This window comes from Nonomuraea sp. NPDC049646, from assembly GCF_044465525.1.
In the GTDB taxonomy this organism is placed as follows: Bacteria; Actinomycetota; Actinomycetes; order Streptosporangiales; family Streptosporangiaceae; genus Nonomuraea.
This window is the reverse complement of sequence record NZ_JBITLU010000003.1, coordinates 490,055-511,040: the sequence shown is the minus strand read 5'-3', so window position 1 is coordinate 511,040 and position 20,986 is coordinate 490,055. Positions and strand designations below refer to the sequence as shown.

Sequence of the window (20,986 nt, the reverse complement as noted above, 5' to 3'; positions counted from 1 at the left end):
AGAGGAGTTTGTACGAGTTTGGCTTAGCTGACCTTGGCCTTGGGAGCCGCCCAGGTGTTGCAGGAGCCCGCCGACTTGCCGGTGAAGCCGCGCTTGAGCCACCACGCGACGTTGTGGTCCGAGCCGTGGCTCAGGTCGGCCGAGGAGCGCGTCTTCACGCCGAGCGCGCTCAGGTCGGCCGGGTCGTGCGTGCCCTTGAGCAGGGAGTCGAACTCCTTCTGGCTACGGCCCAGCGAGTCCCAGACGCTGCCCATGAACGCCCCGGCGTAGCACTCGGCCTGCAGTTCGGTGCGGCGCACCGGCTCCAGGTTCCGCGGGTTGTCCAGGACGTACTCGCCGCGCTTGTTGTGCCGGAGCATGCCGGTGAGCTTCTGGACGTGGTGCCCGTACTCGTGGGCCACGACCAGCATCAGCACCGGGTCCGAGGGCTCCTCCACCACGTTCGGGCTGAGCAGCAGGGTCATCGTCTTGTTGACCGGGCAGTACAACGCCTGCGCGCCCCCCGGGAAGCCGCCGCAGCCCGTGGGGGCGCCCAGCTTGGTGATCACCTGGAACTTCGGCTTGCTGAAGGCGAAGCCGGCCTGCTTGAGCTTGGGGCCCCAAGCCTTGTCGAGGCATTCGAGCACCGCCTCGAAGTAGACCCGCGCCTCGTCCTCGGTCCCGGACCGGACCGGCGGCTCCTCGCACGTCCTGAGCGCGAGCCGGCCGGTCTTGTAGATCGGGTTCTTCGTCAGGACCGGCTTGCTCGCCGGGGCGGCCACGGCCGCGTGGGCCGTACCGGCGACGAAAACGCTCGCCAGGGCTCCGGCAATGATCGCCAATCGGGGGGTACGCATGGGAAGGCACACTACAAAAGAGGGAGATCAACGTAAAGCGGAAATGCCAGACTTCACTGGACGTTTCGCGCAGCCGCCGCCCACGTGTTGCAGGCGCCCGGCGCGCCCCGGTTGAAGCCCCTGGTCATCCAGGCCGCCTGCGTCGGGCCCTTGCCGTGGTCGTTCTGCGGCCAGCCCTTGGCGCCGTTCTTGTAGAACCACTGGACCGTGTAGTCCCAGTCGGACTGGTTGACCAGCGCGGTGCCCTTCATCGTGCTCATGAAGACCGCGGAGAAGCACTCGGCCTGCAGCTCGGACTTGCGCGAGAGCTGGAGGCGCGCCGCCTTGCCCGCGGTGTTCCTGGCCGTCCAGTAGTAGTTCCAGATGCCGGAGGCCTGCTGGACGTGGTGGCCGTACTCGTGGGCGATCAGGCGGCTGATGCCCAGCGGGAAGGGGTTGCGGAGCTGGTCGCGGCTGATCAGCAGGTACATCGTGCGGTCGGTGGAGCAGTAGACGCCGTCGGCGCCGGTGTTCCAGGCGCCGCAGGGCGTCCTGACCTTCTTGGTGATGATCCGCAGCCGCGGCTTGCTGAACGGCATGCGGGCCTTGCGGAACTGCGTGGCCCACGCCTTGTTCAGGCAGTACGTCACCCGCGTGAGGAAGCGGCGATAGGCGATCATGCTGCCCGCGGGCAGCGCGCCCGGCGCGCAGTTCACGTCGGCGAGCCTGCCGGTCCGGTAGAGGGCGTTGGCCGTGGCCTGCGCCTGGCCGCCGGGCGCGGCTGCGCCGGCGCGGGCCGCGGCCGGCGGTGAGGCGAGTTTCTGGGCTTGGCTGACCGGCGCACGCTCGGCCGAGGTCGTGGCGACGTCGGAAAGCACGAGCACGAGGGAGGCGGCGGCCATGACGAGTGCGAGAGCCGCGGCGACCACGGCCGCGATCCTGCCTTTAGGGAGGGAGTTCATATGTCCGGAAAGACTAGGTCAAGATCGGACATAAGTGGGTGGATTTGACTCGATGGAGTCAGTGAGACGTCGGCGAACTAGACTCTTCTGCGTCGTCGAAAAGGAACAGACGGCGAACGAGGCAGAGGGGAGTCGCATCCGTGAGCGGGTTGCTGGGCTCGATAGAGGGACCGCACGACGTCAAACGGCTCGCTGTCGATGAGCTGCCGCGGCTGGCGGGGGAGATCCGTGACCTGCTCGTCGACGCCTGCGCCAGGTTCGGCGGCCACCTCGGGCCGAACCTGGGCGTGGTCGAGCTCACCATCGCCGTCCACCGCGTCTTCGACTCCCCGCGCGACCCGGTGATCTGGGACACCGGCCACCAGGCGTACGTGCACAAGCTCCTCACCGGCCGCGCGGCCGGTTTCGAGGCGCTCAAGCAGGAGGGCGGCCTGTCCGGCTACCCCAGCCAGACCGAGTCCGAGCACGACTTCGTCGAGAACTCCCACGCCTCCACCGCGCTGTCCTACGCCGACGGCCTGGCCAAGGCGTTCAAGCTGCGCGGCGAGCGCGAGCGCACGGTCGTCGCGGTGATCGGCGACGGCGCGCTCACCGGCGGCATGGCCTGGGAGGCGCTCAACAACATCGCCGCGATCAAAGACCTGCCCGTCGTCATCGTGGTCAACGACAACGGCCGCTCCTACTCCCCGACCATCGGTGGCCTGGCCTCCCACCTGTCCTCGCTGCGCGTCAACCGCCGCTACGAGGACATGCTCGAATACGTCAAGGACAAGCTCGGGAACGTTCCCGTCCTCTACGACGCCCTCCACGGCTTCAAGAAGGGCGTCAAGGACGTCCTGGCCCCGCAGGTCATGTTCGAGGACCTCGGCCTGAAGTACGTCGGCCCCATCGACGGCCACGACGAGCAGGCCATGGAGGCGGCGCTGCGCAAGGCCCGCGCCTTCCGCGGCCCGGTCATCGTGCACGCCCTCACCCAGAAGGGCCGCGGCTACACCCCCGCCGAGAACCACGACGAGGACCAGTTCCACTCGCCCGGCGCCTTCGACCGCGCCACCGGCGCCGAGAAGCCCAAGCCGCGCATCTGGACCAACGTCTTCAGCGAGGAGCTGGTCAGGCTCGGCAAGGAGCGCGAAGACCTGGTCGCCATCACCGCGGCCATGCTCCACCCCACCGGCCTCAACGCCTTCGCCGACGCCTTCCCCGACCGCATCTACGACGTCGGCATCGCCGAGCAGCACGCGCTGACCAGCGCCGCCGGCCTCGCGCTCGGCGGCCTGCACCCGGTCGTGGCCGTCTACGCCACCTTCCTCAACCGGGCCTTCGACCAGCTCCTGATGGACGTCGCCCTGCACCGCCTGCCGGTCACCGTCGTCCTCGACCGGGCCGGCGTCACCGGCGACGACGGCGCCAGCCACAACGGCATGTGGGACCTGTCGATCCTCCAGGTCGTGCCCGGCCTGCGGATCGCGGTGCCGCGCGACGGCGACCGCGTCACCGAGCTGCTGCGCGAGGCCGTGGAGGTCACCGACGGGCCGACCGTGCTGCGCTTCCCCAAGGGCCCGGTGGCCGAGCCCCTGGAGTCGGTGGGCCGCCTGGGCGAGATGGACCTGCTGCGCGCCGCCGAGGGCGAGCCGGACGTGCTGCTGGTCGGCGTCGGCCCGATGGCGCACGTGTGCATGGAGGCGGCCGTCCTGCTCGACGCGCAGGGCATCTCGGCCACCGTGGTCGACCCGCGCTGGGTCAAGCCGCTCGACGAGGCGCTGACGCTGGCCGCCGGCGCCCACAAGCTGGTCGCCGTGGTCGAGGACAACGGCCGCGTGGGCGGCGTGGGCGACGCCGTGGCCCGCCTGCTCCGCGACGCCGACGTCGACGTCCCGGTGCGCACCTTCGGCATCCCGCAGGAGTTCCTCGACCACGCCAAGCGGGCCGCGATCCTCGGCCGCATCGGCCTGACCGGCCAGGACCTCGCGCGCCAGATCACCGAGGCCGTCGCGAAGCGGACCTCCCGCGTGGAGCAGCCGGTCCGCCGTTGAGCACCCGGCGGACCACGGCGGTGATCGCCAGCATGACGACCACCGCCGCGGCCGCCGCCGGCAGCAGCAGGCCCGCCTCCCGCCGCGCCATCTGCCCGGCCACCGTCCCCAGCACGATGTACGTGCTCACCCACGCCGTGCTGCCCAGCAGGGCCCACGGCATGAACCGGCGGTAGGGCATGCCCACCGCGCCCGCCAGGGCCGGCGTCAGCGCGTGCACCACCGGCAGGAAGTAGGCCAGGGCCAGCGCCCAGCCGCTGCGCCGCAGGATCTGCTCCGCCCGGGTCCAGCGCTCCTCGCCGACGCGCCGGCCGAGCCTGCTGCCGCGCAGGCGGGGGCCGTACCGGCGGCCCAGGCGGTGGCCGCCCGTCGCGCCCAGGAGGCAGGCCAGCACGCCGGTGCCGATCAGGGCCAGCGTCTCGGGCACGCTGCCCGACGTGGCGCCCGCGACGAGCAGCAGGCCGTCGCCCGGCGTGATCAGGCCGATCCCGACCGAGGCGTCCAGGGTCAGGAAGACCAGGACGAGCGCCAGCACCACCGCCACGTCCTGACCGGCCAGCGTGTCCAGCAGGTCGTCCACCATGATGCGGGTCCGCTACCCCCGACGAGGCGCTTCACCGGCGAGCCCGGCGCGAGCGCATGATCACGGAGGGTCTGGGAAGGATCGCTGATCGTGGACATCTTTCGCACGAAGAGCGTCGAACAGTCGATCCGCGACACCGAAACTCCCGAGCACCAGCTGCGTAAACGCCTGAGCGCCATGGACCTGATGGTGTTCGGCATCGGCGTGATCGTCGGCACCGGGATCTTCGTGCTCACCGGCCAGGTGGCCAAGGAGGTGGCCGGGCCGGCGGTCGCGGTGTCGTTCGTCGTGGCGGCCGTCGTGTGCGGCCTGGCGGCGCTGTGCTACGCCGAGTTCGCCTCCACGATCCCCGTGGCCGGGTCCGCCTACACCTTCTCCTTCGCCACCCTCGGCGAGTTCCCCGCCTGGGTGATCGGCTGGGACCTGATCCTGGAGCTGGCGCTGGCCGCGGCCGTGGTGTCGGTCGGCTGGTCGGGCTACTTCGCCTCGATGCTCGACTCCGTCGGCATCCACCTGCCGGCCTCCATCGCGGGCGACGATCCCGTGGTCAACGTGCCCGCGGTGGCCATCGTGCTGATCCTCACCGCGATCCTGGTGGCCGGCATCAAGATCTCCTCGCGGGTCAACCTGATCCTGGTGATCACCAAGATCACGGTGGTGCTGCTGGTCATCGTGGCCGGACTGTTCTTCGTCAAGGCCGCCAACTACACGCCCTTCATCCCCGAGCCGGTGGCCTCGCCGCGGGTCGAGGGGCTGAAGGCGCCGCTGATCCAGGTGCTGTTCGGGGTCACGCCCGTCGCGTTCGGCGTGATCGGCATCTTCTCGGCCGCGGCGATCGTGTTCTTCGCCTTCATCGGCTTCGACATCGTGGCCACCGCCGCCGAGGAGACCGTCCGCCCGCAGCGCGACGTGCCGCGCGGCATCATCGGCTCGCTGGCCGTCTGCACGATCCTCTACGTCGCCGTCTCGCTGGTCGTGGTCGGGATGCAGCCGTACAAGCAGCTGAGCACGAGCGCGCCGCTGTCGGACGCGTTCACCGCCGTCGGCCAGTCCTGGCTGGCCACCATCATCAGCGTGGGCGCCATCGCCGGTCTGACGACCGTGGTGCTGGTGCTGCTGCTCGGGCAGACCCGGGTGCTGTTCGCCATGTGCCGCGACGGCCTGCTGCCGCGCCGGCTGGCCGTCGTCCACCCCACCTTCGGCACGCCCGCCAGGCTCACCATCCTCATCGGCCTGGTGACCATGGCGCTGGCCGGGTTCGTGTCGTTCGGGGAGCTGGCCGAGCTGGTCAACATCGGCACGCTGTTCGCGTTCATGGTGGTGTCCGTCGGCGTGATCGTGCTCCGGCGCACCCGTCCGGACCTGGAGCGGGCCTTCCGGGTGCCGATGGTGCCGCTGCTGCCGATCCTGTCGGTGCTGGCCTGCCTCTACCTGATGCTCAACCTGCCGCTGGAGACCTGGCTGAGGTTCGTCGTCTGGATGGTCATCGGCGTGGTCGTCTACTTCGCCTACGGCTACCGGCACAGCAGGCGGGGCGCCGTGCCCGGCCGGTGACGCGCGAGAGGGGCGGGCCGGCCGCCCGCCCCCCTCACCCGCTCAGATCGCCAGGAGCGTTCCGAGGCCCGCCTTCATCGTGCAGGCGTTGGTGTAGACCTTGCCCCACTTGACGGTCTTGTCGTACCACTTGCCGAGGATCATGACGGCGCGCGGCTCCACCTCCTTGCCGCAGGCCGCGGCCGCCTTCGGGGAAACGTTGATCTTGGCCGGGTCGCCCTTCACCTTGCGCAGGAGCGCGCAGGCGGCGTGGGCGGAGGGGTGGGTGCCGCCGTCGGGGCTGCAGTTGAGCCAGGCGCCCTTGGTGGGGCCGTTCTTCACTGCCATGGTGACCTTGAGGACGACCTTGGGGGTGGGGGGCGCCGCCGCCAGGGAGGGCGACGACGCGCCCAGCACGAGGGCTCCGCACAGAGCGATCGTGCCGACTGCTCGCATCATGGTTACTCTCCGTTCGTAGGACGGCACAGTACGCTACGGCGAAGGCGGCCATGACGTACGGAGACCCGCCGGGCGGGCCTCCGTAAAATCACGCGGGCAGCGAGGCCACACCGGGCGGAAGGAACCGGGGCTGGGCGATCCCCGACCTGTCCAGATAAGGCGTGATGCCACCCAGATGGAACGGCCAGCCCGCCCCCAGGATCATGCACAGGTCGATGTCCTGCGGCCCGGCGACGACGCCCTCGTCCAGCATGATCCGGATCTCCCGGGACAGCGCCCCGAGCACGCGCTCACGGACCTGCTCGGCCGTGGACGGCGACGTGCCGCCGGCGAACAGCGCCACCGCCTCCGGGTCGAGCGAGAAGTCCGGACGGTAGACGCCGGGCTTGCCCGAGGCGACCAGCTTGGCCATGTTCTCCGAGACGCCGAACCGCTCCGGGAAGGCCGCGTGCAGCGTCTCGGCGACGTGCAGGCCGACGGCCGGGCCGACGAGCTGCAGCAGCGCGAACGGCGTCATCGGCAGCCCGAGCCCGTCGAGCGCGTGCTCGGCGACCTCCAGCGGCGTGCCCTCGTCCACGGCGGCCACGACCTCGCCCATGAAGCAGGTCAGCAGCCGGTTGACCACGAACGCCGGCGCGTCCTTGACCAGCACGGACGACTTCCGCAGCGACTTGCCCACCGCGAACGCCGTGGCCAGCGTGGCGTCGTCGGTCGAGGCGCCCCTGATGATCTCCAGCAGCGGCATCACGGCGACCGGGTTGAAGAAGTGGAAGCCGACCAGCCGCTCGGGGTGCGCCAGCCCGGCGCCCATCTCGGTGAGCGAGAGCGAGGAGGTGTTGGTGGCGAGCACGCACTCGGCCGACACCACGGCCTCGACCTCGGCGAACACCTGCTTCTTGACCGCCATGTCCTCGAAGACGGCCTCGATGACGAAGTCGGCGTCGGCGAAGGCGTCCTTGGTCAGGGAGCCGGTGACCAGGGACTTGAGCCGGTTGGCCTGGTCGGCCGAGACGCGGCCCTTGCCCAGCAGCTTGTCGACCTCGGCGTGCACGTACCCCACGCCCTTGTCCAGGCGGGACTGGTCGAGGTCGGTCAGCACGACCGGGACCTCCAGGCGGCGGGCGAACAGCAGCGCCATCTGCGAGGCCATCAGCCCGGCGCCCACGACGCCGACCTTGGTGACCTTGCGGGCCAGCGACCTGTCCGGCGCGCCGGCCGGACGCTTGGCCCGGCGCTGGACCAGGTCGAAGGAGTAGAGCCCGGCGCGCAGCTCGTCGCCCATCAGCAGGTCGGCCAGCGCCCGCGTCTCGGCGGCGAAGCCCTCCTCGCGCGAGGCGGTCGCGGCCAGCGCGATCAGGTCGAGCGCCCGGTAGGGGGCGGGGGAGGCGCCGCGCAGCTTCATGTCCACCAGGAAGCGCGCGTCGGCGACGGCCTTGTCCCAGCCGTCGTGCTCCTGCCGCTCGACGGCGACCTCGCCCTTGACCACGCGGGCGGCCCAGCGCAGCGACTCCTCCAGGAAGTCGGCCGGCTCGAACATCGCGTCGGCGACGCCCAGCTTGTAGGCGTCCGCGCCCTTGATCATGCGGTTCTGCGACAGCGGGTTCTCGATGATCAGCTTGATCGCGTTCGCCGGGCCGATCAGGCGGGGGAGGAGCTGCGTGCCGCCCCAGCCGGGCACCAGGCCGAGGAAGCACTCCGGCAGCGCCACCGCGGGCACGCCGGAGGAGATCGTCCGGTACGCGCAGTGCAGCGCGATCTCCAGGCCGCCGCCCATGGCCGCGCCGTTCACGAACGCGAACGTCGGGATCGGCAGCTCGCCCAGCCGGCGGAAGACGTGGTGGCCCAGCGCGCCGATGGCCTCGGCCTCCTCGCGGGAGGCCACGGCGGCCGCGCCCTTGAGGTCGGCGCCGACGGCGAAGATGAACGGCTTGCCCGTGACGCCCACGGCGGCCAGGTCGGTGCGCGCGGCGATCCGCGACAGGGCCTCCTCCAGCGCGAACAGGCCGTGCGGGCCGAAGGTGTTGGGCTTGGTGTGGTCGAAGCCGTTGTCGAGGGTGATCAGGGCCATCGTGCCGGCGCCGCCGGGCAGCGGCACGTCGCGCACGAGGGCCTTGGTGACGACCTCGTCGGTGTTGCGCCCGCTCAGCAGCGCGCGCCAGGTCTCGATGTCGCTCATGCCAGGTTCTCCCAGATCACAGTGCCGCCCATGCCCATGCCGACGCACATGGTGGTGATGCCGTACCGCACGTCGGGCCGCTCGCCGAACTGGCGGGCGAGCTGCGTCATGAGCCGGACGCCGGAGGAGGCCAGCGGGTGGCCGAAGGCGATCGCGCCGCCGTAGGGGTTGACGCGCTGGTCGTCGTCGGCGATGCCGAAGTGCTCCAGGAAGGCCAGCACCTGGACGGCGAACGCCTCGTTGATCTCGAACAGGCCGATGTCGCCGATGGACAGCCCGGCCAGCCGCAGCGCCCGCTCGGTGGACGGGATCGGGCCCACGCCCATCACCTCGGGGTCCACGCCCGCGAAGGCGTAGGAGACCAGGCGCATCTTCGGCGTCAGGCCCAGCTCGCCGGCGACCTCGCGGGCGGCCACGATGCAGCCGGTGGCGCCGTCGTTGATGCCGGAGGAGTTGCCCGCGGTGACGTTGCCGTGCGGGCGGAAGGGCGTCTTGAGCGCGCCCAGCGCCTCCATCGTGGTGCCGGGGCGCGGCGCCTCGTCCTCGGCGGCCAGGCCCCAGCCCTTCTCGGCCGTCCGGACGGCGGTGGGCACGAGGTCGGGCTGGATCTTGCCGTCGGCGTACGCCTTGGCGGCCTTGTCCTGCGAGAGCACCGCGTAGGCGTCGGCGCGCTCCTTGGAGATCGACGGGTAGCGGTCGTGCAGGTTCTCGGCGGTCATGCCCATGACCAGCGCACTAGGGTCGACCAGCTTCTCCGACAGGAACCGCGGGTTGGGGTCCACGCCCTCGCCCATGGGGTGGCGGCCCATGTGCTCGACGCCGCCGGCGATGGCCACGTCGTAGGCGCCGAAGGCGATGCCGCCCGCGACCGTGGTGACCGCGGTCATCGCGCCCGCGCACATGCGGTCGATCGCGTAGCCGGGCACGCTCTTGGGCAGGCCGGCCAGCACCGCCGCCGAGCGGCCGATGGTCAGGCCCTGGTCGCCGATCTGGGTCGTCGCGGCGATGGCCACCTCGTCCACGCGCTCGGGGGGCAGGCCGGGGTTGCGCCGGATGAGCTCGCGGATGACGCGGACGACCATGTCGTCGGCGCGGGTCTCCGCGTACAGTCCCTTCGGCCCTGACCTGCCGAAAGGCGTGCGTACGCCGTCGACGAACACGACGTCACGAGAGGAAGGCACGGATTCGCTCCTCGTTCTTGGATGGGGTTCCGCGCCTATGCTACTCGTCGGTAACCACCCCGCAGACGAGGGCGGCGGTCAGCAGCGCGTAAACGATCGGCATGGGCGGTTCCCAGAGATGGGCGCGGGCTCCGAGCAGGGCGGCGACCGCCACGGCCGCGCCCGTCCAGAGCGCCGCGCCCCCTCGTGGACGCGCGCCCCGGCCGGGATCCCACGGATCGCCAGGTGATCCTCCCGGACGACCGGCGCGCGCCACTATCCCCAGGGCGTCCCGTGCCCACCAGATGAGGAACGACACCCCCGCGGCCAGGCCGATCACCATGGCGGCCTCGACGGCCCAGCTCAGGGCGTCGGCGAAGGCGTACAGAGCGGCCGCCCTGAACTGGCCGGGAGAGGTGCCGCCGAGCAGCAGCAGCACGGCCCAGCCGGAGGCGACGCCGAGCCGGCTCAGCGGACGCCGCCGGGCCGAGGGCGGCACGGCGAACAGCTCGCGCTCGCGTTGCCGCACCAGGCGCGCCCGCGCGCCCCACACCAGCTGGGTGACCGCCAGGACGGGCACCGCGATCGCGAACACCGCCAGCGAGAGCACGGCGAGCGGTAACGTCTGCTCTCTGGTCGGCGCGCGGTCGGCCAGCACCTGTGACGCGGCCAGCAGCGCGATCGAGCCGGCGAGCGCGACGAAGACGGCCCGGCGGGCGGTCCGGGCGGCGGCGCGCAGCCCGGCCAGCGCCTCGGCGCCTGGAGGGGGCGCCATCTCGGTCAGAAGCATGGACGTCATGATGGCGTCACGGACCGTAGTGACGCCGTGGATTCGCGCGCATTGCATGGAGCCCTCGCCGGACGCGTCCGCTGGAGGGTGCCATCGCGTGAAATCTGCGACATGCCGTATAAACGGCGGATTGTCAGTATGCTGCGCGTCACACCAGAGGGGGCCGCGCTCTGCGAGGGGCGCGCGGGGGTGCGTCCTGTGCGGGCGCGCGTAGAGGGGGGCGCGTGAGCGAGGGCCGGAGAGCGCCGGAACGGCCGCAGCATCGCCCCGACCGCCGCCCGGACCGCCACCCCGATCAGCGCCCCGACCGTCGCCCGGACCGGCCCCCGGGGCCTGCGCGGCGGATCACGCCGATGGCGTGGGTGAGCATGGCGCTGACGTTCGTGCTGGTCGTCGTCACGCTGGGCGGGTACGCCTACTACCGCAGCATCGACAACGACATCCCGCGCGTGCCCGTGGACGCCGGGCCGTCGCGGCCGCCCGAGACCGGCGCGCTGAACGTGCTGCTCGTCGGCTCGGACTCGCGCGAGGGCGACAACAAGAAGTACGGCGCGAAGTCGCAGGGCCTCGGCGAGCGCACCGACACGATCATGGTGCTGCACATCTCTCCCGACCGGGACAAGGCCACCATGATCAGCTTCCCCCGGGACACGATGGTCATGATCCCGCAGTGCCGGAGCCGCACCGGCACGATGCTGGCCGGCGGGCTGCGCCAGATCAACTCCGCCTTCAACGACGGCGGCATCGACTGCACGGTCCGCACGCTGGAGTCGCTCACCAACATCAAGATCAACCACATCGTGAAGGTCGACTTCACCGGCTTCAAGGGCATCGTCGACGCCCTCGGCGGCATCGAGATCTGCCTGCCCAAGGCGGTCGACGACCCCAAGGCCAAGCTCGTGCTCAGCGCGGGCAAGCACGTCGTCAAGGGCGAGCAGGCCCTCGGGTACGTGCGCACCCGCTACACCCTCGGCGACGGCAGCGACCTCGGTCGCATCCAGCGCCAGCAGGTCTTCCTCACCAAGGTGCTGGACAAGATCACCGATGGCGGGCTGCTCACCGACCCCGGCAAGCTGAACGCGTTCCTGCGGGCCGGGGCCAAGGCCGTCACCGTGGACGACAAGCTCACGCTGTCGCGGATGCTGGAGATCGCGGGCAGCGTCAAGGGGCTGACCGCCAAGGAGCTCAAGGGCATCACCGTGCCGGTGGAGGCGTACCCGGCCGACAAGAACCGGGTGCAGCTCAAGCAGCCGGACGCGCGCAACTTCTTCGAGGCCGTGCGCTCCGACGTCAACGTGACCCCGCCCTCGGCCGCCGCCAAGCCGAAGGTCGAGAACGCGAAGGTGCGCGTCCAGGTGCTCAACGGCACCACCGAGCTCGGCAAGGCCGGTCAGGTGGCCGACGAGCTGGCCGACCAGGGGTTCGCCGTCGTCCAGGTCGGCAACGCCGCGCCGGTGGCCACCACGTCGATCCGGTACGCGAGGAAGGACGCCGACAACGGCGCCGTCTACGGGGACGCCGTGGCCGCCCGGCTGTCGAAGGACAAGCGCACGCCGGTGGCGGGCAAGGTCGCCCCGGTGAACCCTAAGCCGTACGCGACCAAGGTCACCCCGCTGCCCGACGGGCCGATCGTGCAGCTCGTCATCGGGGCCGACTGGCCGGGCGTGCGGGTGGCGTCGGCGATCCCGGGCTCGCTCAAGGACAAGGTGGTCGACTCCACCACGAACCCCTGCCTGTGACGCCGGCGGCGGGTTAGAGGTCCTCGGACAGCAGCAGGTCGACCAGGCCGGGGAAGCGGGCGTCGAGGTCGTCGCGGCGCAGCCGGATGAACAGCTTGCGGCCCTCCGGGCGCTGGCAGATGACGCCGGCCTCGCGCAGCACCCGCCAGTGGGCGGTCAGCGTCGACTTCGGCACGTCGGCCACGACCTCGCCGCAGAACAGCTCGTCCCCCGAGGCCAGCGCGCGCACGATCTTGGCGCGTACGGGATGGCCGAGCGCGGCGAGCACCTCCACCAACTGGATCTGGTCACGCGACGGGTGCAGCATGCCGCCATTGTACGGATAACACGAACGATGATTTGACGGACATTGTTCGTATGTACGAGGATTACGTACTCATCCGGGTCCGAGGAGGGTGCTGTGTTCGATGTCGCCGTGGTGGGTGGCGGGCCCGTGGGCATGCTGCTCGCCGCCGAGCTGGGCCTGCAGGGGGTGCGGCCGCTGGTGCTCGAACGGCTCGCCGTGCCGACCGGCCAGTCCAAGGCCGGGACGCTGCACGCGGGCACGGCTCGGAGTCTGGACCGGCGGGGGCTGCTGGAGGCGGTGGGGCGGTCCACGTACGGGAGCGTGAGCTTCCACTTCTCCGGCATGTTCGGGCTCGACCTCGGCGCGGTCTCGGACGGCGGCCCGAGCATCGTGGGCAGCCCGCAGGCGTGGGCCGAGCAGGTGTTCGCCCGCCGCGCGGCGGCCCTGGGCGCGGAGATCCGGCGCGGCCAGGAGGTCACCGGCCTGGACCAGCGGGACGACCACGTCGCCCTCACCGTGAACGGCCGCGAGCTGACCGCCCGGTACGTCGTCGGCGCCGACGGCGCGCGCAGCGTCGTGCGCAAGGCCGCCGGCATCCCGTTCACCGGCGCCGGGGCCCGCGTCGCCGCGCTCATGGGCGACGTGCGGCTGCTCGACCCGTACACGGTGCCGCCGGGCTACACGCGTACGCCGCGGGGATGGGTCATCGTCTGGCTCGATCCCGCCGGGCACAGCCGCGTCACCACCTACGACTTCCGGGCCCCGCACGCCGACCGGGAGGCCCCCGTCGCCGTCGAGGAGCTCCAGGAGGCGGCCGAGCACATCCTCGGCGTCCCGGTCCCGATGGCCGGCGCGCGCAACCTGTCCCGGTACGGCGACGCCGCCCTGCAGGCCGAGGCCTACCGCGCGGGCCGCGTCCTGCTGGCCGGGGACGCCGCGCACGTGCACTTCCCGTGGGGCGGCCAGGGGCTCAACACCGGCCTGGGGGACGCCTTCAACCTGGGCTGGAAGCTGGCCGCCGAAGTGCGCGGCGAGGCCCCGGCCGGGCTGCTGGACAGCTACCACGCCGAGCGGCATCCGGTCGGCGCGCGGGTGCTGTGGAACGTGCGGGCCCAGAGCGCGCTGGCCCACCCCGACCCGGCCGTCGACCCGCTGCGCGAGCTGTTCGCCGAGCTGATGCGGTTCGACGAGGTCAACGAGTACCTGAGCGGGATGATCGCCGGGGTGGACACCGTCTACGACGTGGGCGTGCCCGGGGCCGGGCGGATGGCTCCCGACCTGCCGGTCAAGACGGCCGGCGGCGTGGTGCGCACGGCGGAGCTGCTGCGCGGCGGCCGGGCGCTGCTGCTGGACCTCGGCGGGCGCGACGACCTGGTGGCGGCGGCCGCTCCGTGGGCGGACCGGCTGGAGATCGTGCGGGGCGGCGCGGAGCACGACGCCGAGGCGCTGCTCGTGCGGCCCGACGGCTATACGGCCTGGACGTCGGAGGCGCGGGGGCACTCGCTGGAGGCCGCGCTCGCCCGCTGGCTGGGACGAATGTGACGCAGAGTAACTTTAGTGAAACATGTGAAATTTCCGGACAAGTCTGTTAAGAAAGGTCGCGGTCCGTATTCAGAGCTAGAGAGGTTCCATCGTGGCGCGCGACGAGAACGACAGGCCGTACGAGGATGGGCAGGGTAAATCGTTAAACCCGGAACTGACCGGAGACGTGCTGTCCCCCCGGTGGAGCACCGAGGACACCGACGAGCAGCCCGCGATCCAGGTCTCCGGCAACGAGACCTACATCCTCCCGGCCGGCCAGGGCGCGCAGCCCGTCGAAGCCCCTGCCCCGGCGGCCCCGGCGGCCCCGGCCGACGCGCCGCACGACGTGCTCGACGCCCCGAGCGGCCCGCACGACGTCCTGGACGCCCCGAGCGGGTCCCACGAGGCCCTGAGCGGTCCGCACGAGACGCCGGCCGGGTCGTACGAGAGCCTGAGCGGGCCGCACGCCGTCGTCGAGGCAGACGCGCCCGACGTCCCCGGCGATGACCGGGCGGCCGACGACGACCTGCCCTACCTGCCGCTGGACCAGGGCTACCGGCCCGAACGCGACGACGACGCGGGTGAGACCAGACGCGGCTTCCTCGGCTCCGGCTGGACCGACGACGCCGACGACCGCCGGGGCGGCGCCGGGCGCGACCGCGAGGTGCGCCGGCGTACCCGGGTGCTGGTGCTGGCGGCCGCCGCGGTGGTGCTGGTCGGCGCCGGGGCGGGCTGGCTGCTCACCGGCACCTCCGCCGACGACCCGTGCGGGGTCGGCACCTGCGCCGGTGCGAGCCAGGTCACCGCCCCGCCGCAGACCGCGCTCCCGGAGGAGACCGAGCCGGCCCCCGAGCCCGAGGAAACGGACACCGCCGAGCCGACCGTGTCCGAGACCGTAACCCCCACCCCCGTGGCCCGCCGCCCCCGTCCCACCCGCGAGCCGTCGGCGCGGCCCACCGCCACCGCCCGCGAGAGCCGCCCGACCGCCACGCCCGACGAGAAGGTCACCCACGGCCCGCGGGACCAGATGAACGAGACCTCCGACGGCACCCCCGAGGACCCGGCCGAGGCCCCCGCGACCAAGGAGCCGGAGCGGCAGGAGACCACCGCCCCCACGCAGGCGCCGCCCGCGCAGCAGGAGCAGCCCGCCCCCTCGCCGAGCGAGAAGAAGGGCCTGTTCGACATCCTGTTCCCCTGGGCGTGAGCGGCCCGTCGCCGTCCCGGTGAGCGCGGCCCCGCGAGTTGTGTCGCCGCCCGGGGCGGGCGTGCGAGGATGCGGAGCCAGGTCGTCGTCTGGCAGACTTGGAAACCGCTTTCCGGGAGGTCTCGTGGTCACGCTTGAGGACGTCGCCAAACAGGCGGGCGTCTCCCTCGCCACCGCCTCGCGGGTGCTCAACGGCAGCACCCGCCAGGTGGGCGCGACCCTGAGGGCCCGCGTCGAACGGGCCGCCGACGAGCTCGGCTACCGCGCCAACATCGCCGCCCAGACGCTGGCCCGCGGGGCGAGCAACGTCATCGGCATCGTCGTCCACGACCTGACCGACCCCTACTTCGCCGCGCTGGCCGACGGCGCGATGCGGGCCGCCGCCACCGAGGGCATGCTGGTCATGGTGGGCACCACCCACCGCGACCCCGAGCAGGAGATCGCCTACGTCGCCACCATGAACGCCCAGCGCGTGCGCGCCGTGCTGCTGGTCGGCTCGCGGGTCGCCGACCCCGTCGTGACCGGGCGGCTGCGCGAGGAGCTGGCCCGCTACCAGGAGGGCGGGGGCCGGGCCGCGTGCGTCGGCCAGGACCTGCTCGGCGTGGACACCGTCGCGCCCGCCAACCGGGCCGGCGCCGCGGCCCTGGCCCGCGCGCTGGCCGGGCTGGGGCACACCCGGTTCGCCGTGCTGGCCGGGCCGCCCCACCTGGTGACCGCCGCCGACCGGTGCGAGGGGTTCACGGCGGCGCTGCGGGAGCTGGGCCTGCCCGAGCCCGTCGTGGTCCACGGGCCGTTCGACCGCGACGGCGGCTACCGGGCCGCGACCGAGATCGGCGAGGCGACCTGCGTGTTCGCGGTCAACGACGTGATGGCGGTGGGGGCGCTGGCCGCCTGCAGGGAGCGCGGGATCCGGGTGCCGGAGGACGTCTCGGTGGCCGGGTTCGACGACATCGTCACGCTGCGTGATCACGTGCCCGCGCTGACGACCGTGCGGCTGCCGCTGACGGACATGGGGGCGCGGGCCCTGGAGCTCGCGCTCGGCCGCGAGGACGCCGCCGCTGCCCCCGTGGTCGAGCACGTCGCGGGCGAGGTCGTGCTGCGGGAGAGCGTCAGGAGGATGGCGTGAGCGGGACGGGCGGGGGAGCAGGGGTGACGGCGTGAAGCCGGCGGTCAGCACGCTGGGGATGCCCGGGGAGGGGCTGGAGCGGGCGGTCGCGATCGCCGTCGCGCACGGCTGTCAGGGCCTTGAGCTGCGGCTGCATCCCGACACCGGCGTCCACGCCGGGCTCACCGCGCAGGAGCGGCGCGGGGTGCGGGAACGGGTGGAGCGGGCGGGGCTGGAGATCGCCGCCCTGGCCGGATATGTCGGCATCTGCGAGCCGGGACCGGACGCGCCGGTCGCCGACGCGCTCCTCGCCGACCTGCGGCTGGCCGCCGACCTGGGCGCGCCGGGCGTGCGGGTGTTCCCGCGCGGCGACGATCCGGCGGTCGGCGCCCGCAGGCTGAGGGCCGTCGCCGGTACGGCCGCCGCCCTCGGCGTACGCGTCCTGGTCGAGACGCACGACCGGATGCCCACCGGCGCGGCCGTGGCCGGGCTGCTGGCCGAGGCGGGCCGTCCCGAGGTCACCGGCGCGCTGTGGGACCTGCTGCACCCCTGGCGGCACGGCGAGTCCCCGGCCGCCACGCTGGCGGCGCTCGGGCCCTGGCTCGCCTACGTCCAGGTCAAGGACGCCGTCTCGGCCGAGGACACCACCCCGGTCCCGATGGGGACGGGCTCGGTCCCGCTGGCGGAGGCCGGCGACCTGCTGCGCGCGGCCGGGTACGCCGGATGGGTCTCGCTGGAGTGGGAGCGCACCTGGTACCCGGACGTGGCGCCGGTCGAGGAGATCCTGCCGGGCGCGGTCGCCTGGGTGCGGCGGTTCACCGCTTAGATAGGGGAATGCCCCTTAACAAGAACAAAGTCCTCGTGGTCGGCATGGACGGCCTGCGCTTCGACCGGCTCGTCGCCCTGGCCCCGCCGGTCCTGTCGTCGTTGATGGCCTCCGGCGCGTACGGCACCAGCAGGCTCCCGTACGGCGAGGCGGCGGCCCCCAGGACGGAGTCGCCCGGCGAGGTCGTGCCCAAGGCTCCGGAGCCGCCGGCGGCGGGCCGCGTGATCAGGTCGCGCACGGACTCGGGCCCCGGATGGTCGTCGATCGCCACGGGCGCCTGGCCCGACAAACACGGCGTCGTGGACAACAGCTTCACCAGCCCCCAGTTCACGAAATTTCCGGACTTTTTGAGTCGTGCGAAGAATGCCCGCCCCGACCTCGTGACCGCCGCCTTCCTGTCCTGGGCCGCCCTCGGCGAGCACGGCGCGTTCGGCCCCGCCATCGACCACCGCATGGTCCTGGACGGCTACGCCCTCACCTGGACCGCCGCCGACCGGCAGATCGCCGACGCCGCCGAGCGCCACCTCGCCGAGACCGGCCCCGACCTCGCCTTCGTCTATCTCGGCGACACCGACGAGGTGGCCCACGCCCTCGGCCCCCACTGCCCCGAGTACGCCGCCGCCCTGCACGCCCAGGACGCCTACCTGGGCCGCCTGCTCGACGCCGTCCGCGCCCGTCCGGGGGAGAGCTGGACCGTGCTGGTCACCACCGACCACGGCCACGTGGACGAGGGCGGCCACGGCGGCACCTCGGCCGAGGAGCGCACGGTGTTCGTGATCGCGAACCGGCTGGACGCGGACCTCGGCGGCCGCCCGCTGGCCGAGCCCCGCCTGGTGGACGTCGGCCCGACCGCGCTGGCCCTGCTCGGCGTGCCGCTCGACCCGGCCTGGGAACTGGACGGGGAACCGCTGTTCAACAGTTGATGAATTTGTGGCAGACTCGGAAGAGGGGGTGCCTTCCATGAGGATCACACGCGACCTCTCCGAGGTCGACGCCACGATGCTCGCCGAAGTGGGCGGAAAGGCCGCCAACCTCGGCGAGCTGATCCGCGCCGGCCTGCCCGTCCCGCCCGGCTGGGCCCTGACCACCGACGCCTACCGGCAGGCCGCCGCCGGGCTCGACCTCGCCCCGGGCGACGGGCTCGCCGCGCGGGCCAGGCGCCACCTGCTCGGCGCCGAGCTGCCCGCCCCGGTGCGCGAGGCGATCGTGGCGTCCTACGCGCGGCTCGGCGCGGACGTCCCGGTGGCCGTGCGCTCCTCGGCCACGGCCGAGGACCTGCCGTTCGCCAGCTTCGCCGGCCAGCAGGACACCTTCCTCAACGTGGTGGGCGCGCAGGCGGTGCTCGACGCCGTGCGCCGCTGCTGGGCCTCGCTGTGGAGCGACCGGGCCGTGGCCTACCGGGAGTCCAACGGCATCGGCCACGCCGGCGTCCGGCTCGCGGTGGTCGTCCAGGTGATGGTGGACGCGCGGGTGGCCGGGGTGATGTTCACCGCCAACCCGGTGACCGGCAGGCGGCGCGAGACCGTCCTCGACGCCGCCCCCGGGCTCGGCGAGGCGGTCGTCTCCGGAGCCGTCGATCCCGACCGGTTCGTCGTCTCGGGCGGCCAGGTGCTGGAACGGCGGGCGGGCGGCGCGAGGCTGGCCGTCCGGCCCCGGCCCGGCGGCGGCGTCGAACGCGTGGAGACCGCCGCCGCGGGCCTGTGCCTGACCGACGCGCAGGTGCTCGCCCTGGCCGAGCTCGGCGCGCGGGTCGAGGAGCACTACGGCACGCCCCAGGACACCGAGTGGGCCGTCGGCCCCGACGGCACGCTCTGGCTCACCCAGGCCAGGCCGATCACCACCCTCTACCCGCTGCCCCGGCCGGCCGGGCCCGGCCTGCGCGTCCACCTGTCGCTCAACGTCGCCCAGGGCGTGATGGGGCCGTTCACGCCGATGGGGGCCTCGGTGTTCGACCTGGTCGCCTCGGGGGCGGCGGCGGTGTTCGGGCACCCGCCCGCCGACCGGCTCGCCGGCCCGGCGTTCCTGTCCGAGGCGGGGCAGCGGTTGTGGATCGACCTGACCACGCCGCTGCGCAGCCGTACCGGCCGGGCGGTCCTGACACGCATGATGCCCCTGGGGGAGGCGCGGGCCGCGGCCGTCGTGCGGGAGCTGGCGGGCGACCCGCGGCTGTCGGTCGTCCAGACCTCGCCGCGCCCGTTCCTGCGCGGGCTTCTCCGCTTCGCGCGCCGCGTGCACGCGCCGGCGCGGGTCCGCGACGCGCTGCTGCGGCCGGACAGGGCGCTCGCCCACGCCGCCCGCGTCGGCGCGGAGCTGGACCGCAGGCTCGAACCGCCGCCCGGCGCCACCCCCGCCCAGCGCCTCGACCACGCCGAACGCCTGCTCGGCGGGACGTTCCCGGCCATCGTCTCGATCATGCCGATCGTGATCACCGGCTACGCCCTGCTCGGCCTGGCCGCCCGGCTCTCCGGCGCGCGGGTGGGCGACCTGCAGGACGTCCTGCGCGGCGTCCCGCACAACCCGACCACCGAGATGGACCTCGAACTGTGGGACCTGGCCACCCGCGTCGAGCCCGAGGTGTTCCGCGCGGCGCCCGCGGCCGAGCTGGCCCGCCGGTACCGGGCCGGCGAGCTGCCGCCGCGGGCCCAGAAGGAGATCGCCGCCTTCCTCGGCAGGTACGGCCACCGCGGCGTGGCCGAGATCGACGCCGGCCTGCCCCGCTGGTCCGACGACCCCACCCACATCCTCGGCGTACTGGCCAACTACCTGCGCCTGGACGCCGGCTCCGCGCTCGCCCCCGACGCGCTGTTCGCCAGGGGCGCGCGGGCGGCCCTGGACGAGGTCGAGCGGGTCGCCGCGCTGGCCGCCCGCAGGGGCCGGTGGCGGGCGCCCGTGGTGCGCTTCGCGCTCGGCCGCACCCGGGCGTACGCGGGGCTGCGCGAACTGCCCAAGTACCACGCGGTCAGGGCCATCGCCGCCGTCCGGCGGAGCCTGCGCGCGGTCGGGGAGCACCTGGCCGCCACCGGCGTCCTGGACGACGCCGCCGACGTGTACTTCCTGCGCCTGGAGGAGGCCAGGGCCGCCCTGTCCGGCGGCGACCTGCGCGACCTGGTACGCGAGCGGCGGACGGCGTACGAGCGGGAGTCGCGCCGCAGGCACGTGCCCCGGATCCTGCTCTCCGACGGCACCGAGCCCGAGGCCCTGGCCGGGCCCGCGCCCGACGGCGCGCTGACCGGCACGGCGGCCTCGGCCGGCACGGTCACCGGCGTCGCCAGGGTGGTGCTCGACCCCAACGGCGCCCACCTCGAACCCGGCGAGATCCTGGTCTGCCCCTCGACCGACCCCGGCTGGACCCCGCTGTTCCTCACGGCCGGCGGCCTGGTGATGGAGATGGGCGGCGCCATGTCGCACGGCGCGGTGGTGGCCCGCGAGTACGGCATCCCCGCCGTCGTCGGCGTCCGCGACGCCACCGGCCGCATCGCCACGGGGCAGGAGATCACCGTCGACGGAGCGGCGGGCACGGTGACCCTTTAGCGCACTATGGTGATCAGGTGCCCGATCCGTACTGGAATCACAACGTGCACTACCAGCGGCTGGTGCTGAGCCTGATCCCGCCCGGCTCGGCCCGCGCGCTCGACGTCGGCTGCGGCGACGGCCTCATGGCTCCGCCGCGGACCCAAAGGCGGGCCGCCAGGCGGTCGCTGCCCGGGTGCCGGTTCCGCCGGTTGTCGCCGCGGCGCTGCCTGATCGTCTGGGACGCGCCCCGTTAAGCCCGTGCCGCCCCGGGTAACCGGAGG

The 20,986-nt window shown here is 73.1% G+C and carries 18 protein-coding genes; 10 read left to right on the top strand and 8 right to left on the bottom strand.

The genetic code is table 11. The features are described 5' to 3' along the window. Positions 1–23: 23 nt before the first annotated feature. Together ACIBQ8_RS11405 and ACIBQ8_RS11400 are read right to left on the bottom strand one after the other, a co-directional pair. Positions 24–836: a neutral zinc metallopeptidase gene (locus tag ACIBQ8_RS11405; RefSeq protein ID WP_397176393.1), complete on the bottom strand. Its 813-nt coding sequence runs from the start codon at positions 834–836 to the stop codon at positions 24–26. Between the two features lie 53 nt (positions 837–889). Then, complete coding sequence (locus ACIBQ8_RS11400; protein WP_397176391.1) at positions 890–1,777, bottom strand: neutral zinc metallopeptidase; 888 nt, start codon at positions 1,775–1,777, stop codon at positions 890–892. Between the two features lie 140 nt (positions 1,778–1,917). Here ACIBQ8_RS11400 and dxs point away from each other — a divergent pair, with 140 nt between their 5' ends. Next, complete coding sequence (gene dxs / locus ACIBQ8_RS11395) at positions 1,918–3,810, top strand: 1-deoxy-D-xylulose-5-phosphate synthase (protein ID WP_397176389.1); 1,893 nt, start codon at positions 1,918–1,920, stop codon at positions 3,808–3,810. Here the strand turns inward: dxs and ACIBQ8_RS11390 are convergent. Next, positions 3,755–4,393, bottom strand: a complete 639-nt coding sequence (locus ACIBQ8_RS11390) for a DedA family protein (RefSeq protein WP_397176387.1) — start codon at positions 4,391–4,393, stop codon at positions 3,755–3,757. The two genes, dxs and ACIBQ8_RS11390, sit on opposite strands and share 56 nt — an antisense overlap. 90 nt (positions 4,394–4,483) lie before the next feature. On the opposite strand from ACIBQ8_RS11390, the gene ACIBQ8_RS11385 reads away from it, so the two are divergent. Next, positions 4,484–5,947, top strand: a complete 1,464-nt coding sequence (locus ACIBQ8_RS11385) for an amino acid permease (protein ID WP_397176386.1) — start codon at positions 4,484–4,486, stop codon at positions 5,945–5,947. A gap of 42 nt (positions 5,948–5,989) precedes the next feature. On the opposite strand, the gene ACIBQ8_RS11380 is transcribed toward ACIBQ8_RS11385, so the two are convergent. The 4 genes from ACIBQ8_RS11380 to ACIBQ8_RS11365 form a co-directional block, all read right to left on the bottom strand. Beyond that, positions 5,990–6,385, bottom strand: coding sequence for an SSI family serine proteinase inhibitor (locus ACIBQ8_RS11380; RefSeq protein WP_397176385.1), 396 nt, complete (start codon positions 6,383–6,385; stop codon positions 5,990–5,992). Positions 6,386–6,473: 88 nt separating this feature from the next. Beyond that, complete coding sequence (locus ACIBQ8_RS11375; protein ID WP_397191850.1) at positions 6,474–8,561, bottom strand: 3-hydroxyacyl-CoA dehydrogenase NAD-binding domain-containing protein; 2,088 nt, start codon at positions 8,559–8,561, stop codon at positions 6,474–6,476. Continuing rightward, positions 8,558–9,721 (bottom strand): thiolase family protein, encoded by a 1,164-nt coding sequence (locus ACIBQ8_RS11370; RefSeq protein ID WP_397176611.1) that lies wholly within the window; start codon positions 9,719–9,721, stop codon positions 8,558–8,560. The genes ACIBQ8_RS11375 and ACIBQ8_RS11370 overlap by 4 nt, the downstream gene beginning before the upstream one ends. Positions 9,722–9,782: 61 nt before the next feature. Continuing rightward, positions 9,783–10,511: a hypothetical protein gene (locus ACIBQ8_RS11365; protein ID WP_397176381.1), complete on the bottom strand. Its 729-nt coding sequence runs from the start codon at positions 10,509–10,511 to the stop codon at positions 9,783–9,785. Between the two features lie 353 nt (positions 10,512–10,864). Here ACIBQ8_RS11365 and ACIBQ8_RS11360 point away from each other — a divergent pair, with 353 nt between their 5' ends. Beyond that, complete coding sequence (locus tag ACIBQ8_RS11360) at positions 10,865–12,250, top strand: LCP family protein (protein ID WP_397191849.1); 1,386 nt, start codon at positions 10,865–10,867, stop codon at positions 12,248–12,250. Between the two features lie 13 nt (positions 12,251–12,263). Here the strand turns inward: ACIBQ8_RS11360 and ACIBQ8_RS11355 are convergent, their stop codons facing one another. After that, positions 12,264–12,557 carry an ArsR/SmtB family transcription factor gene (locus ACIBQ8_RS11355; RefSeq protein ID WP_397176379.1) on the bottom strand — a complete coding sequence of 98 codons (294 nt, stop codon included), beginning with the start codon at positions 12,555–12,557 and terminating at the stop codon, positions 12,264–12,266. Positions 12,558–12,650: 93 nt separating this feature from the next. On the opposite strand from ACIBQ8_RS11355, the gene ACIBQ8_RS11350 reads away from it, so the two are divergent. The 7 genes from ACIBQ8_RS11350 (at position 12,651) to ACIBQ8_RS11320 (ending at position 20,959) form a co-directional block, all read left to right on the top strand. Continuing rightward, a complete protein-coding gene (locus ACIBQ8_RS11350) occupies positions 12,651–14,078 on the top strand; it encodes an FAD-dependent monooxygenase (RefSeq protein WP_397191848.1) in 1,428 nt (475 codons plus the stop codon). 166 nt (positions 14,079–14,244) lie between these two features. Next, entirely contained in the window at positions 14,245–15,261 is a 1,017-nt protein-coding gene (locus tag ACIBQ8_RS11345; RefSeq protein ID WP_397191847.1) for a hypothetical protein, read from the top strand. A gap of 124 nt (positions 15,262–15,385) precedes the next feature. Beyond that, complete coding sequence (locus ACIBQ8_RS11340) at positions 15,386–16,387, top strand: LacI family DNA-binding transcriptional regulator (protein WP_397176374.1); 1,002 nt, start codon at positions 15,386–15,388, stop codon at positions 16,385–16,387. Positions 16,388–16,418: 31 nt separating this feature from the next. Continuing rightward, positions 16,419–17,192 (top strand): sugar phosphate isomerase/epimerase family protein, encoded by a 774-nt coding sequence (locus tag ACIBQ8_RS11335; RefSeq protein WP_397191846.1) that lies wholly within the window; start codon positions 16,419–16,421, stop codon positions 17,190–17,192. A gap of 8 nt (positions 17,193–17,200) precedes the next feature. Then, positions 17,201–18,115, top strand: coding sequence for an alkaline phosphatase family protein (locus ACIBQ8_RS11330; protein WP_397191845.1), 915 nt, complete (start codon positions 17,201–17,203; stop codon positions 18,113–18,115). A 37-nt stretch (positions 18,116–18,152) separates the two neighbouring features. Then, positions 18,153–20,723: a PEP/pyruvate-binding domain-containing protein gene (locus ACIBQ8_RS11325; RefSeq protein ID WP_397191844.1), complete on the top strand. Its 2,571-nt coding sequence runs from the start codon at positions 18,153–18,155 to the stop codon at positions 20,721–20,723. A gap of 17 nt (positions 20,724–20,740) precedes the next feature. Next, the gene (locus tag ACIBQ8_RS11320; RefSeq protein ID WP_397176367.1) at positions 20,741–20,959 is read left to right on the top strand and encodes a hypothetical protein; all 219 of its coding nucleotides are present in this window, start codon (positions 20,741–20,743) and stop codon (positions 20,957–20,959) included. Positions 20,960–20,986: the final 27 nt, after the last annotated feature.